The sequence below is a fragment of the Oryzomicrobium terrae genome (assembly GCF_008274805.1).
Taxonomy (GTDB): domain Bacteria; phylum Pseudomonadota; class Gammaproteobacteria; order Burkholderiales; family Rhodocyclaceae; genus Oryzomicrobium; species Oryzomicrobium terrae.
Genome location: NZ_CP022579.1, coordinates 221,765 through 234,823 on the forward strand (window position 1 = coordinate 221,765; position 13,059 = coordinate 234,823).

At 71.6% G+C, this 13,059-nt stretch carries 12 protein-coding genes; 9 read left to right on the forward strand and 3 right to left on the reverse strand.

Translation table 11 applies throughout. The annotated features are described in order from the left end of the window. The first annotated feature begins 151 nt into the window (after nucleotides 1-151). The 3 genes from OTERR_RS00975 to phnE all read left to right on the forward strand — a co-directional run bounded on the left by OTERR_RS00975 (nucleotide 152) and on the right by phnE (nucleotide 3,953). The gene (locus tag OTERR_RS00975) at nucleotides 152-1,045 is read left to right on the forward strand and encodes a putative selenate ABC transporter substrate-binding protein (protein ID WP_149424578.1); all 894 of its coding nucleotides are present in this window, start codon (nucleotides 152-154) and stop codon (nucleotides 1,043-1,045) included. Between the two features lie 356 nt (nucleotides 1,046-1,401). After that, nucleotides 1,402-2,235, forward strand: a complete 834-nt coding sequence (locus OTERR_RS00980; RefSeq protein WP_149424579.1) for a phosphonate ABC transporter ATP-binding protein — start codon at nucleotides 1,402-1,404, stop codon at nucleotides 2,233-2,235. Nucleotides 2,236-2,237: 2 nt separating this feature from the next. Further along, on the forward strand, nucleotides 2,238-3,953 hold the full coding sequence (phnE, locus tag OTERR_RS00985) for a phosphonate ABC transporter, permease protein PhnE (RefSeq protein WP_149424580.1): 1,716 nt from the start codon (nucleotides 2,238-2,240) through the stop codon (nucleotides 3,951-3,953). Nucleotides 3,954-4,013: 60 nt separating this feature from the next. Here phnE and OTERR_RS00990 read toward each other — a convergent pair whose 3' ends face one another. Beyond that, nucleotides 4,014-5,777, reverse strand: coding sequence for a sensor domain-containing diguanylate cyclase (locus OTERR_RS00990; protein WP_187775276.1), 1,764 nt, complete (start codon nucleotides 5,775-5,777; stop codon nucleotides 4,014-4,016). A 50-nt stretch (nucleotides 5,778-5,827) separates the two neighbouring features. Continuing rightward, a complete protein-coding gene (locus OTERR_RS00995) occupies nucleotides 5,828-7,009 on the reverse strand; it encodes a M20 aminoacylase family protein (RefSeq protein ID WP_149424582.1) in 1,182 nt (393 codons plus the stop codon). Nucleotides 7,010-7,124: 115 nt separating this feature from the next. On the opposite strand from OTERR_RS00995, the gene rapZ reads away from it, so the two are divergent. The 6 genes from rapZ to OTERR_RS01025 are packed head-to-tail and all read left to right on the forward strand — an operon-like array spanning nucleotide 7,125 to nucleotide 11,628. Then, complete coding sequence (gene rapZ, locus OTERR_RS01000; RefSeq protein WP_149424583.1) at nucleotides 7,125-8,051, forward strand: RNase adapter RapZ; 927 nt, start codon at nucleotides 7,125-7,127, stop codon at nucleotides 8,049-8,051. A gap of 12 nt (nucleotides 8,052-8,063) precedes the next feature. Next, nucleotides 8,064-8,474 carry a NusG domain II-containing protein gene (locus OTERR_RS01005; protein ID WP_246154243.1) on the forward strand — a complete coding sequence of 137 codons (411 nt, stop codon included), beginning with the start codon at nucleotides 8,064-8,066 and terminating at the stop codon, nucleotides 8,472-8,474. 13 nt (nucleotides 8,475-8,487) lie between these two features. Continuing rightward, nucleotides 8,488-9,090 carry a Gx transporter family protein gene (locus tag OTERR_RS01010; protein ID WP_054619707.1) on the forward strand — a complete coding sequence of 201 codons (603 nt, stop codon included), beginning with the start codon at nucleotides 8,488-8,490 and terminating at the stop codon, nucleotides 9,088-9,090. Next, on the forward strand, nucleotides 9,087-9,701 hold the full coding sequence (locus tag OTERR_RS01015; RefSeq protein ID WP_054619706.1) for a flavin prenyltransferase UbiX: 615 nt from the start codon (nucleotides 9,087-9,089) through the stop codon (nucleotides 9,699-9,701). Before OTERR_RS01010 ends, OTERR_RS01015 begins: the two co-directional genes overlap by 4 nt. After that, on the forward strand, nucleotides 9,701-10,381 hold the full coding sequence (locus OTERR_RS01020; protein WP_149424584.1) for an LON peptidase substrate-binding domain-containing protein: 681 nt from the start codon (nucleotides 9,701-9,703) through the stop codon (nucleotides 10,379-10,381). The genes OTERR_RS01015 and OTERR_RS01020 overlap by 1 nt, the downstream gene beginning before the upstream one ends. Continuing rightward, entirely contained in the window at nucleotides 10,378-11,628 is a 1,251-nt protein-coding gene (locus tag OTERR_RS01025) for an MFS transporter (protein ID WP_246154244.1), read from the forward strand. The genes OTERR_RS01020 and OTERR_RS01025 overlap by 4 nt, the downstream gene beginning before the upstream one ends. 219 nt (nucleotides 11,629-11,847) lie before the next feature. Here OTERR_RS01025 and mutY read toward each other — a convergent pair whose 3' ends face one another. Beyond that, nucleotides 11,848-12,924 (reverse strand): A/G-specific adenine glycosylase, encoded by a 1,077-nt coding sequence (gene mutY, locus OTERR_RS01030; RefSeq protein ID WP_149424585.1) that lies wholly within the window; start codon nucleotides 12,922-12,924, stop codon nucleotides 11,848-11,850. Between the last annotated feature and the right edge of the window lie 135 nt (nucleotides 12,925-13,059).

The window sequence follows — 13,059 nt, forward strand, 5'->3', positions numbered from 1 at the left end:
CTGCGTACCGCCCTTTTTCGTTTTATGCCCGTGTCACGGGCGTTGGCCGGTGAGTGGGTATTTACCTTCCGCCTGGGTCGATGCGCCGGACGGGCCGTTTAAGCCCCCGCGTCACCCGCACGGGGGCGGCTGAGTTTTATCGGGAGCCCCCATGTCCATCCGTTCCGCCCGTCCTTTCCTGGCGGCGCGCCGTCGCGCCGTCGCCGGCCTGTCCGCTGCCCTGCTGCTGTCCGCCGGTTTCGCCCTGCCGGCCCACGCCGAAACCGTGTTGCGCGTCTCCGCCATCCCCGACGAGGCGCCCACCGAGCTGCAGCGCAAGTTCGCACCCCTGGGCAAGTACCTGGAAAAAGAGCTGGGCATGAAGGTGAGCTTCGTGCCGGTGTCCGACTACGCCGCCGTGGTCGAGTCCCTGGCTACCAGGAAGCTCGACCTGGCCTGGCTGGGGGGCTTCACCTTCGTCCAGGCCAAGATCCGCACCCACGGCACCGCCATCCCCATCGTGCAGCGGGAAGAGGACGCCACCTTCACCTCCAAGTTCGTCACCGCCGATCCGGCGATCAAGTCCCTGGCCGACCTGAAGGGCAAGACCTTCGCCTTCGGCGCCCCGTCGTCCACCTCGGGCAGCCTGATGCCGCGCTACTTCCTGCTGCAGGCCGGCATCAACCCGGAGAAGGATTTCAAGACCGTGGCCTTCTCCGGCGCCCACGACGCCACCGTGGCCTTCGTTGCCGCCGGCAAGGCCGAGGCCGGGGTGCTCAACGCCTCGGTGTGGGACAAGCTGGTGGAATCCGGCAAGGTCGATCCGGCCAAGGTGCATGTGTTCGCCACCACCCCGACCTACTACGACTACAACTGGACCGTGCGCGGCGACCTGGATCCGGCCGTGGTGAAGAAGCTCACCGCCGCCTTCCTCAAGCTCGACCCGAAGAACCCGGAACACGCCGAGATTCTCAAGCTGCAGCGGGCCAGCAAGTTCATCCCGACCAAGGCCGAGAACTACGCCGGCATCGAGCAGGCGGGCAAGGCCGCCGGGCTGCTCAAGTAAGCGGGCGGGGCGCCGGGGTCGCTGCTTTTGGCCCGGGCGCCCCTGCCTGGTGGGCCGCCTTGGCCGTTCCTGTCGTGACCACTGCCTGAAAACCGAGTACTGGTGCGGACCTTCACGGGGTATGCCTGAAGACCCGCGCCAGTACTTGTTCTCCAGGCAGGCATCGTGAAACTCCGCGCCCTGCCTTGGGTTTGAGCCGGTGCCACGCAGACGGCCTAGCCTTCAGCCCCACTCCGGCCCCGCTCTGGCCCTGCATTTAGTCCTACGTTTAGCCCCGTTTTCCGCCGGGTTGCTCCCGGCATCGCCGCCCGACGCCCTCGCCACCCCGCCACCCCGCCACCCGCCGCCCCGTCACCATGTCCTTCGCCCTCCATCGGGTTTCCGTCCATTACCCCGCCGGCCGTGCCGCCACCGCGGCTGCCCTCGACGACGTCACCCTGACCGCTGCGCCGGGGGAGCGCATCGCCCTGATCGGCCCTTCCGGCGCCGGCAAGACCACCCTGCTGTCGGTGCTCGGCACCGTGCTGGCGCCCACCGTGGGCAGCGTCGAGCTGCTCGGCGCGGCGCCCTGGCGCCTTTCCGCCCGGGGGCTCAAGCAGCTGCGCGGGCGCATCGGCACCGCCTACCAGGCGCCGCCCATCCCGCCGCGCCAGCGGGCGGTCACCGCCGTGCTGGCCGGGCGCCTCGGCCAGTGGTCCGCACTCCAGGCCCTGGCCTCCCTCATCTATCCCCGGGACATCCCCGGCGCCCGGGCGGCCCTGGCCCGGCTCAATCTGGACGAGCGCCTGTTCGACCGCTGCGACCGCCTCTCCGGCGGCCAACTGCAACGGGTCGGTATCGCCCGCCTGCTCTATCAGGAGGCCGGGTTGATGCTCGCCGACGAGCCGGTCTCGGCCCTCGATCCGGCCCTGGCACGCACTACCCTGGAGGTGCTCAACGCCGACGCCCAGGCCCGCGGGGCCACCCTGGTGGTCAGCCTGCATGCGGTGGACCTGGCCCTGGAATGCTTCCCCCGGGTGGTGGGGGTGCGCGCCGGGCGCATCGCCTTCGACCTGCCGGCCGCCGACGTCAGCGATGACCTGCTGCACGCCCTCTATGCCCAGGAGGGCGGCGGCCTGCCGCGCTTTGCCGACGAGGCCGACCAGGTCGCACTCCGGCCAGCGGCGCCCGTCGTCATCGGGTGCTGCTGATCATGGCCGGCGCGCGCGCAGCGGCATCCCTGCACCACGGCGTCCGGCCGGACCGGGACCCGGCCGCCCGAAGGCGAGCCACCGCCACCCTGGTGGCCGTGGTGGCGCTCTGGCCCCTGCTGCACCTGGCCGGCTTCACCCCGGCCGGGCTGGCCACCCTGTTCGATCCGGCCAACGTCGCCACCCTGGGCCGTTTCCTCGCCGCCTTCCTGCCGCCGGAGATCGGCGCCGAGTTCCTCGCCCTGCTCGCCAAGGCGGCGGTGGAGACCGTGGCCATGGCCAGCGCCGGCATCGCCCTGGCCTTCGTCCTGGCCGTGCCCCTGGCCCTGGGCGTGACCCGGGTGCTGGCGGTGGCCGAGCTAGGTGGTCGGGCCGGTGGCCAGGGCGCCGCCCCGAGGCAGCGCCAGTGGGCCGCCAGGGCCCGCCGCGCCTCGCTGCGCGGCGTGATGATGGTGCTGCGTGGCGTGCCCGAGCTGGTCTGGGCGCTCCTTTTCGTGCGCGTCTTCGGCCTGGGGCCGGCCGCCGCGGTGCTGGCCCTGGGGCTCACCTACGGCGGCATGCTGGCCAAGGTCTATGCGGAAATTCTCGAATCCGGCGACCCGCGCCCGGCCCGGGCCCTGCTTGCCGCCGGCAGCGGCCGGCTGGCCGCCCTGGCCTACGGCCTGCTGCCGGTGAATGCCCGGGAGCTGACCTCGTACACGGTCTACCGCTGGGAATGCGCGGTGCGCGCCTCGGTTGTGATGGGCTTCGTCGGCGCCGGCGGCCTGGGCCAGCTGATGGACCAGGCGATGAAGATGCTCAACGGCGGCGAGGCAGCCTCGATCCTCGCCGCCTTCCTCGCCCTGGTGCTGCTCGCCGACGGGGTGTCGGCCCTGCTGCGCCGCCGCCTGGAAGCCGCGGGGGAGCGGACCGACAACGCCCGCGCCGGCCGCCCCGGCGCAGCGCCCCGCGCCGCCGGCGTGGGGCCGGTGGGGGCCTTGCTGGCACTCCTCCTGATTGGCCTGGTGGCAGGCAGCTTTGCCTATCTCGACCTGGGGCTGGCGGGCCTGTTCACCGCCGACGCGGCGGCCGGCGTGGTCGATTTCCTCGCCCAGTTCCTGCGCCCCGAGGTGTCCCCGGAATGGTTGGCCAAGGTGGGCTGGGGCGCCCTGGAGACTCTCGCCATCTCCGCCTGCGGCAGCCTGCTGGCGGCCCTGGCCGGGGCCGTGCTGGCCCTGCCGGCGGCGGGCCGCTTCGGCGCCACCGCCAAGGCCCTGGCCCGCTTCTGCCTGAACGTACTGCGCGCCGTGCCGGAACTGGTGTGGGCCACCCTCACCGCCCTGGCCGCCGGCCTCGGCCCCCTGGCCGGCGCCCTGGCTCTGGCCGTGCACACCGCCGGGGTGCTCGGCCGCCTCTACGGCGAGGCCCTGGAAAACGCCCCGGCGGCGCCGGCCCAGGCCCTGCGCCTGGCCGGTGCCGGGCCATTGGCGGCGTTCTGCTATGGCACCCTGCCCCAGGTAGCGCCCCAGTGGCTGGCCTACGGGCTGTACCGCTGGGAGATCAACATCCGCATGGCGGCGGTGCTCGGTTTCGTCGGCGCCGGGGGGCTGGGCCAGGCCCTGTATTTTTCCCTCTCCCTGTTCCACTACGCCGAGGCGGCTACCCTGATCGCCGCCATGCTCGCTCTGTCCGTGGCGGTGGACGCCGCCAGCGGGGCGCTGCGCCGGCGTCTGGGGTAGGCGCCGCGCTCTCCGGCTGGAGGCCGGAGGCGGCGGTGCGGTGGCGCGGTGGCGCGGGCTTTAGCGCGCCTGCCAGGCCGGCGGGCGGTAGCCTTCCTCGCCCATGGCCGCGGCCAGTTCGTAGCGGTTGCGTCCTTCGGACTTGGCCACGTACATGGCCAGGTCGGCCTGTTCCAGCAGGCCTTCCACCTGGTCTGCATCCCCAGGCATGAACGCCACGCCGACGCTGGCGGTGAGTTGCACCGTGCCGCCGGGAACCGGGCTGCCCACGGGAATCGGCAGGGCGACCTGGTCGATCAGCTTGTCGGCCAGCTGGGCGCCGTCGCTGTGGCTGAACATGCCGGGCAGGCCGATGATGAATTCATCGTTGCCGGGCCGGGCGATGAAGTCGGTGGTGCGGATGCAGGCCTTGAGGCGGCGCGCCACTTCCCGCAGCACCAGGTCGCCGGTCTTGTGGCCGTAGCGGTCGTTGAGCTGCTTGAAGCCGTCCAGGTCGAGGACCATCAGCGTCAGCTCCTCGTTGCGCCGCTGCCCGGCATGGCTGAAGCGGGCGAGGCGCCGTTCCAGGCCGTGACGGTTGAGCAGGCCGGTGAGGGGGTCGTGCAGGGCCAGATCCAGAGCGGCGTGGCGTTCGCGGCGCAGCAGGTAGATGCGGTAGGCGAGTGCGATCGAGAACAGCAGCATCTCCAGGGAAGTGGCGAGCTGGAAGCTGTGGTTGAGCAGGGTGCTGGGGGTCATGTAGCCCAGGTTGCGCATCACGAGCAGGAAACTGCCGGCCATGGGGGTTAGCTGGGCAAGGAGAAAGATGCGGGCCGGCCGGTGGCCGCGCGCCACGCAGAAGATGCTGGCGAGGAGGGTGAGCACGATGGTGATCGCCGCCAGGTACATGGTCAGCTGGTTGCCGAGGCCGTAGAAGCCGATCAGGCTGAACAGGATCAGGGCGATGGCGGCGGCGATGATCGCCAGCAGCGGCCGGACGATCCACGGCACGGTCTGGCGCAGGTTGAGGAAGGCCTGTTGCCACAACACCAGGGACGTGACGTAGATGCAGGGGATCAGGTTGTGCTGCTGGTCCGCCAGCCAGGGGAAATTCGGCCACAGGTATTGCAGGGTGTGGCCGTTCAGCTCGGCGACGATGAGCAGGGCGAAGAACGAGCAGGCCACGTAGTAGTAGAAGGTGCGGTCGCGCAGCAGGGTGCCGACGAAGGCGTTGTAGAACAGCATCGCCAGCATCAGGCCGTAGTACAGACCGAACAGCAGGGCTTCTTCCCGGGCGTAGAGCTGGAAAGCCTCCTCTTCCCAGACCACCAGGGGCACCGACAGGCTGTCGCCGGTGGCGACGCGCAGGTACAGGGTGTGGGTGCCGTGGCCCGGCGGCAGGGTCAGGGGAAAGAGGAAATTGCGGTAGGGCAGGGGCCAGCTGGCAAAGGGCATGTGGTCGCCGGCACGCTGCTCGGACATGCTGCCGTCGGAGCGGGGCGTGTACAGGCGCACATCGTCCAGGTAGGGGTAGGGCAGTTCGAGCAGCCAGGAGCGGGGCAGGCTGTCCTGGGTCAGGGTGAAGCGCAGCCAATAGACGTCGCTGCTGTAGCCGAACGAGGCACTGCTGGTCAGGGGGGTGAAACGCTCCGACTGGGCCCGGGCCTCCTGGGCACTGAGCCGGCCGGTCGGGTCCACCAGCACGCTCACGTGGCCGATCAGGGATTGCCCGTGGGGCGCATATTCGAGGGCCAGGTCGGCCCGGGCCGCGGTGGCGGCGAACAGGCAGCAGAGGGCCAGCAGCAGGGTGACGAAGATGCCGCGGCGGGAGTCCGTTGTCCCCAACGTTCCGGCCAGGCGGAGTAACGGCCCGGTGGCCGGGCGGGCAGCCCCGCTCACCGCGCCAAAGCCTGTTCCGCCAGGCGCACCCAGTAGGTCACGCCCAGGGCCAGGATGTCGTCGTTGAAGTCGTAGTGGGGGCTGTGCAGGGTGCACGCCCCGGCGCCGGTGCCGTGGGGGTCGCCGGCACTGCCGTTGCCCAGCCAGACATAGCAACCGGGCTTGACCGCCAGCATGTAGGCGAAGTCCTCGGCGCCCATCGAGGGCAGCGAATCGGTGATGACGTTGCCCGCGCCGAGCAGCCCGGCGGCCACGTCGCGGCACAGGGCGGCCTCGGCGGCGCTGTTGACCGTGGGCGGGTAGCGGTGGTCGTACCAGGTCTGGATCTGGGCGCCGTGGGCGGCGGCGATGCCCTTGCACAGGCGGTTGATGGCCGTCTCGATCTGTTCCTGCACCGCCGGCTTGAAGCTGCGGATGGTGCCGCGCAGGACCACTTCTTCAGGGATCACGTTCCAGGCCTCGCCGGCGTGAATCTGGGTCACCGACACCACCCCGGCGTCGCAGGGGTGCAGGGTGCGCGACACCACGGTCTGCAGGGCTTGCACCAATTCGGCGGCGACGACGATCGAATCGACCCCCAGGTTGGGCATGGCGGCGTGGCAGCCGTGGCCGCGCACCTTGATCTCGAAGGCGCAGGTGCCGGCCATTACCGGGCCGGGCATCACCGCCATCTGCCCGGCAGGAATGCCGGGCCAGTTGTGCAGGCCGAACACCGCCTCCATGGGGAACTGTTCGAACAGTCCGTCCTCCACCATCACCTTGGCGCCGCCCTCGGATTCCTCGGCGGGCTGGAAGATGCAATACACGGTGCCGTCGAAGTTGCGGTGCTCGGCCAGCCAGCGGGCGGCGCCGAGCAGCATGGCGGTGTGGCCGTCGTGGCCGCAGGCGTGCATCTTGCCCGGGTACTGGGAGCGGTGGCCGAATTCGTTGAGCTCCTGCAAGGGCAGGGCGTCCATGTCGGCGCGCAGGCCGATGGCCCGGTCCGAAGTGCCGGCGCGGATGGCCGCCACCACGCCGGTCTTGGCCAGGCCACGGTGCACTTCCAGGCCGTAGCGGGTCAGTTCGGCGGCGACCCGGTCGCTGGTGCGCTGCTCGGCGAAGGCCAGTTCGGGGTGGGCGTGGATGTCGCGGCGGAAGGCGGCGAGTTCGGCCAGGAAGGGGAGATCCAGGGGACGCATGGGGATACCTCGTGATGCAGTGGGATGCGACGGACGATGACATCCGGGCAAGCCGGTCAACGTCCCATTATGCCGTGTCTTTCGATAGCCCGGCGCATCCGGTAAAGTGGCCGCCATGCATCTCGTCCTGATCAGCGGCCTGTCCGGCTCGGGCAAGTCCATCGCCTTGAACGTCCTCGAAGACGCCGGTTACTTCTGCGTCGACAATCTGCCCACCTCGTTGCTCCCCGCCCTGGTCGACCAGCTCGAGGAAAGCGGCTATCAACGGGTGGCCGCCGCCGTGGATGTGCGGGCCGGCGCCGGCCTGGCCGCCCTGCCGGGCATCCTGGCGGCGCTGCGGCCGCGCCTGGACCTGCGCTTCCTGTTCCTCAACGCCAAGGATGAGACCCTGGTCAAGCGCTTCTCCGAGACGCGCCGCCGCCACCCCCTGGCCCGGGACGGCCGGGCATTGCTCGAAGCCATCCGCGAGGAGCGGGAGCGCCTCGCCGACATCGGCGACCTGGGTCACCACATCGACACCTCGGAACTGAAGCCGGCGGTGCTGCGCGAGTGGGTCCGCCAGTTTGTCGCCACCGATCCGGACGCCGGCCTGACCCTGCTCTTCCAGTCCTTCGGCTTCAAGCACGGCGTGCCCCAGGACGCCGACCTGGTGTTCGACGTGCGCTGCCTGCCCAATCCCTACTACGACCCGGCGCTGCGTCCCCTCACCGGCCAGGACCAGCCGGTCATCGACTTTCTCGCCGCGGTGCCCGACGTGGCCGCCATGGCCGAGGACATCCGCGCCTTCGTCACCCGCTGGCTGCCTGCCTACATCCGGGACAACCGGGCCTACCTGACGGTGGCCATCGGCTGCACCGGCGGGCAGCACCGTTCGGTCTATCTCACCGAGTGGCTGGCCGCCCGCTTTCGTGCGGCCGGGGCGGCTGCTGCACCCGGCGCTGCCACGGCGGATCCGGCCAACCCGGCCACGCCGGCCCTGCCCCGGGTGTTGGTGCGCCACCGCGAGCTGAGCGGCAACCCGGCGCCGGGCAGCGCCCGCTGAACGGGTGCCGACGTGGCGCGGTCTGTTTTGCTTGCCTCGGCGGCAGCCTACCCCTGGCTCCGGTTGGTGCGCCCGGGCGACTGGCTGGTGCTGCTGCTGGCGACGGTACTGACCGCCGCCAGCTTTCCCCTGCTCTGGCAAAAGGGCGCGGCGGAGCGGGCGGTGGTGCGCCAGGACGGCCAGGTGGTGGCCGAGCTGGCCCTGACCGCACCGCGTACCCTGGCGGTGAGCGGTCCCCTCGGCACCACCGTGATCGCCGTGGAGCGGGGCCGTGCCCGGGTCGCCTCCGACCCGGGGCCGCGCCAGTTGTGCGTACGCCAGGGCTGGCTGGCACGCCCCGGTGAAATGGCCCTGTGCGCACCCAACCGGGTTAGCCTGACCATCGCCGGCGGCCGTGGCGCCTACGATACCCTGGCCTACTGAAGCCCGCCCCGCGATGACCCCTCCGGCCCCCTCCTCCACTCCTGGCGCCGCGGCCCTGGCCGACACCGTGGCCATTCCCCTCACCGCCGAGGACTATCGCATCGCCCGGCTGGCGGCGGCGGCCATCGGTCTGGCCCTGGTGGATGCGGTCATTCCCTCGCCCCTGCCCGGGGTCAAGCCCGGTCTGGCCAACATCGTCACCCTGGTGGTGCTGCTGCGCTACGGCTGGGGCGCGGCCGCCTGGGTGAGCGGGCTGCGGGTGGTGGCCGGCAGCCTGCTGCTTGGCCAGTTCCTCGCCCCGGGGTTCTTTCTCGCCGCCGCCGGCGCCCTGGCCAGCCTGCTCGCCCTGTGGCCGGCGGCGCACCTGCCGCGGCGCTGGTTCGGCCCGGTGACGGCCTCGGTGCTGGCCGCCCTGGCCCACATCGGCGGCCAGCTGCTGCTTGCCCGGCTGTGGCTGATTCCCCATGAAGGGCTGTGGGTGCTGCTGCCGGTGTTTGCGGCGGCGGCCCTGTTCTTCGGTACGATCAACGGCCTGATCGCCGCCCGATTGCTGGCCGAGGCCGACGCCAGCCCCGCGACGCCTCCCGCCGCCCCGCCTTCTCCGGAAAAATCATGACTTCCGCCAAGACCGTCTGCCTGGCCTTCACCGGCGCCTCGGGCCTGCCCTACGGGGTGCGCCTGCTCGAATGCCTGCTCGCCGCCGGCTGCCGCGTGCAGCTGCTCTACTCGTCGGTGGCCCCGGTGGTGGCCCGCCAGGAAATGGACCTGGAATTGCCGGCGCGGCCCAAGGAGGCCGCGGATTTCTTCCGCCAGCGCTTCGCCGCCCTGCCCGGCACCCTGGAGGTGTACGGCCGGGAAGAGTGGTTCGCCCCGGTGGCTTCCGGCTCCAACCCGCCGGACGCCATGGTGGTGTGCCCGTGCACCATGGGCACCCTGGCCTCGATTGCCGCCGGCCTGGCCGACAACCTGATCGCGCGGGCCGCCGACGTGGCCCTGAAGGAGCGCCGGCCCCTGATCCTGGTGCCCCGGGAGACCCCGTTCTCGACCCTGCACCTGGAGAACATGCTGCGCCTGTCCCGGGCCGGTGCGGTGATCCTGCCGCCCAACCCGGGCTTCTACCACCATCCCCAGACGGTGCAGGACGTAGTGGATTTCGTCGTCGCCCGCATCCTCGACCACCTGGCGGTGCCCCACAGCCTGATGCGCCGCTGGGGCGAGGAGGCGTGATGGGCGTGGGCGACTGGCACAGCTGGCTCAAGCGCCGCCTGGGCGACGATGAGGCAACCCCGGCCACTCCGGCGGAGCCCGAAATCCTGGACATCCCCCTCTTTCCCCTCGGCACCGTGCTGTTTCCCGGCGGCGTGCTCGGGTTGAAGATCTTCGAGGCCCGCTACCTGGACATGGCCGCGGCCTGCCTGCGCGAGCAGACCCCCTTCGGCGTCTGCCTGATCGCCGAGGGCCAGGAAACCAACGCCGGCACCACCTCGCCGGCGGTGCCCCACCCGATCGGCACCCTGGCCCATCTGAGTCGCTGCGACATGGATCAGCCGGGCATCCTGCTCGCCTCGGCCCGGGGCGGGCGGCGCTTTCGCATCGTCGAGCGGCGCATCGAGGCCAACGGCCTGCAGCGGGCCCGGGTCGAGTTGCTGGCGGAGCCGGAGACCCGGGCCATCCCCGCCGCCTTGGCCGGCCTGGAGCCCCTGGCGCGACGCATCGTCGCCGACCTGGGCAGCGAGAAGATGCCGCCGCCCCACGATTTTGCCGACGCCCTGTGGCTCGGCTACCGCCTCGCCGAGGTGATGCCGGTGCAGGTGCTGGCCAAGCAGAAGCTGCTGGAGCTGGACGACCCGGTGTCGCGCCTGGAAATCCTCCACACCTACCTGGCCCAGCGCGGCCTGGTGACGTGATCGGCGGGCTGCGGAGGCTGGCCTCCGCCCGCGCCATCCGCCTTGTCGCCGCCTTCTGCCTGGCCGAGGTGCTGACCATGTCCGGCTTCGCCCTGGTGCCGGTGCTGCTGCCCCGCTTCACCGCCGACTGGGGGCTGTCGGCCACCGAGGGCGGCTGGCTGGGCGGCGTGTTCTTCCTCGGCTACGTGGCCGCCGTGCCGCTGTTGGTGGCCGCCACCGACAAGCGCGACGCCCGCCGCGTCTATCTCGGCGCCACCCTAATCAGCGGCTTCGCCCTGCTCGCCTTTGCCGCCTTCGCCCGCAGCTTTTCCCTGGCCCTGCTCTGCTGGATGGGCGCCGGCCTGGGCCTGGCCGGCACCTACATGCCCGGCCTGCGCGCCCTCACCGACCGGCTCGACCCGGACCACCAGTCCCGCGGCACCGCCTTCTATACCGCCACCTTCGGTGTCGGCGCCGGCCTCTCCTACCTGCTCGCCGAAGGTGCTCAGCGTCTGCTGCCCTGGCCCTGGCTGTTCGCCGCTGCCGGCTGCGCCGTGCTGGCGGCCGGCGCCCTGGTGGCCTGGGGCGTCGAACCACGGCCGCCGCAAGCCGCGGCGGGGTCGGCGGCCGCCCCGACGGACGACGGCTGGCGCGGCGTGCTGCGCGACCGGCGCATCCTGGCCTACTGCGGCGGCTACCTGGGGCATAACTGGGAGCTGTTCGGCTTTCGCGCCTGGCTGGTCAGCTACCTGGGCTGGCTGCACGCCGCCGAGCCCTCGGTCCTTACCGCCATGCCCGGCGTGGCGGCGGCGGTGGCCACTTTCTGCGCCGTGCCGGCGAGCATCCTCGGCAACGAGGGGGCGCACCGCTGGGGGCGGCAACGCTGGCTGGCCCGGGTGATGCCCCTGTCGGCCCTGGTGGCCCTGCTGGTGGCCGGCTGCGGCGGTCTGGGACTGGTCGGTGGCGCCGGCCTGGGCGGCACCCTGACCGTGGTGGTGCTGGTGCTCTACGCCGCCACCATGAGCCTGGATTCGGCGGCCCTGACCGCCGGGCTGATCACCGGCACCGACCCGGGGCGGCGCGGCAAGGCGTTGGCCCTCTACTCCTGCCTCGGCTTTCTCGGCGCCTTCATCGGCCCGGTGGCCTTCGGCATGGCCCTCGACGCTTTCGGTCGGGACCACCCGGCGGGCTGGGCCGGGGGCTTCGCCACCCTGGCCCTGGCGGTGATGCTCGGCTGGGCGGCCCTGGTGCGCCGGCCCCTGGCCTGACGCCGGGTGTCCGGGAGTCTGGGTAGCCAGTAATTCGCCGACCGGGGTGCGACGCGCCCTACGGCGGGGCGGCGCCACAGCCACTGCCCTAAACCCTAGGCAGGACGGGCATCTCCACGATGGCATCGCCAAACACAAGGACTGGCGCGGATCTCCAGGTGGCATGCCTGAAGATCGAGCATTGGCGCGCCTTTCCGGGCGGGTGGTCCAGGCGAAGGCTTAGGCGGCCAGCCCCGGTGGCAGGCCGTCCAGGTCGCGCAGCAGCTTGCGCAGGGGCGCCGGCAGGGCGGCCGAGGCGGTGTCGCGCCAGTCGATCCAGCTTGCCGCAGAGTCTCCTGAGTCCGCCGCCAGCCGGCCGCTGCGGCTGACCCGGCAGAGCAGTGGGGTGATGTGCAGGCGGAAGTGGCTGAAGGTGTGGGGGAAGGGGGCCAGGGTCTGCTGCTTTTCCAGGCGGCAGCCGTAGCGGGCCAGGGTCTCGTCCAGCCGGGCGGCGTCGTCGATTTCCGGCAGGGCCAAGAGGCCGCCCCAGATGCCCGTGGGGGGGCGCCGTTCCACCAGCAACTGCGGCCCATCGCTGATCACCAGGCAGATGGTGTGGCGCTCGGGCAGCGCCTTGCTTGGCTTGGCCTCGGGCAGCTCGTCCTGGCGCCCCTCGCGCCGGGCGACGCAGATGTCGTGCATCGGGCACAGGGCGCAGGTGGGGCGGCGGCGGGCGCACAGGGAGGCGCCCAGGTCCATGATGCCCTGGGTGTAGGCCTCGATTTCGCCGGATTCATTGCAGGCCGGCAGCAGGGAATCGGCCAGCTGCCACAATCCCTTTTCCACCTTGGGCGCGCCGGGAAAACCGGCCACGCCGAAGCAGCGGGTCAGCACCCGCTTGACGTTGCCGTCGAGGATGGCGCCCCGGTGGCCGTAGGCGAAGGCGGCGATGGCTGCCGCCGTGGAACGGCCGATGCCGGGCAGTTCGGCGATCTGGGCCGGGTCCCGGGGAAAGGCGCCGCCGTGGTCGCGCACCACCGCCACGGCGCAGGCGTGCAGGTTGCGCGCCCGGGCGTAGTAGCCGAGGCCGGCCCACAATTCCAGCACCCGCTCCAGAGGCGCCGCCGCCAGGTCGGCGATGATCGGAAAGGCTTCCAGGAAGCGCCCGTAGTAGGGGATGACGGTGGCCACCTGGGTCTGCTGCAGCATGATCTCGGACAGCCAGATGCGGTAGGCGTCCCGGGTGTTCTGCCAGGGCAGGTCGTGGCGGCCGTGGCGCCGCTGCCAGGCGATCAGGCGGTCGGAAAAATCGGACATGGAGGAGGGGGACGGCGGGGCAAACGGGGGAACGGCAGGGGAGGGCCGGGAAAACGAATCGCAGGCGGGATTCTAGCGGGACTGACCGTGCGCCGCTGGCCGGGGATTTGCCCGGGTTATGCGTTATCGCTAAAC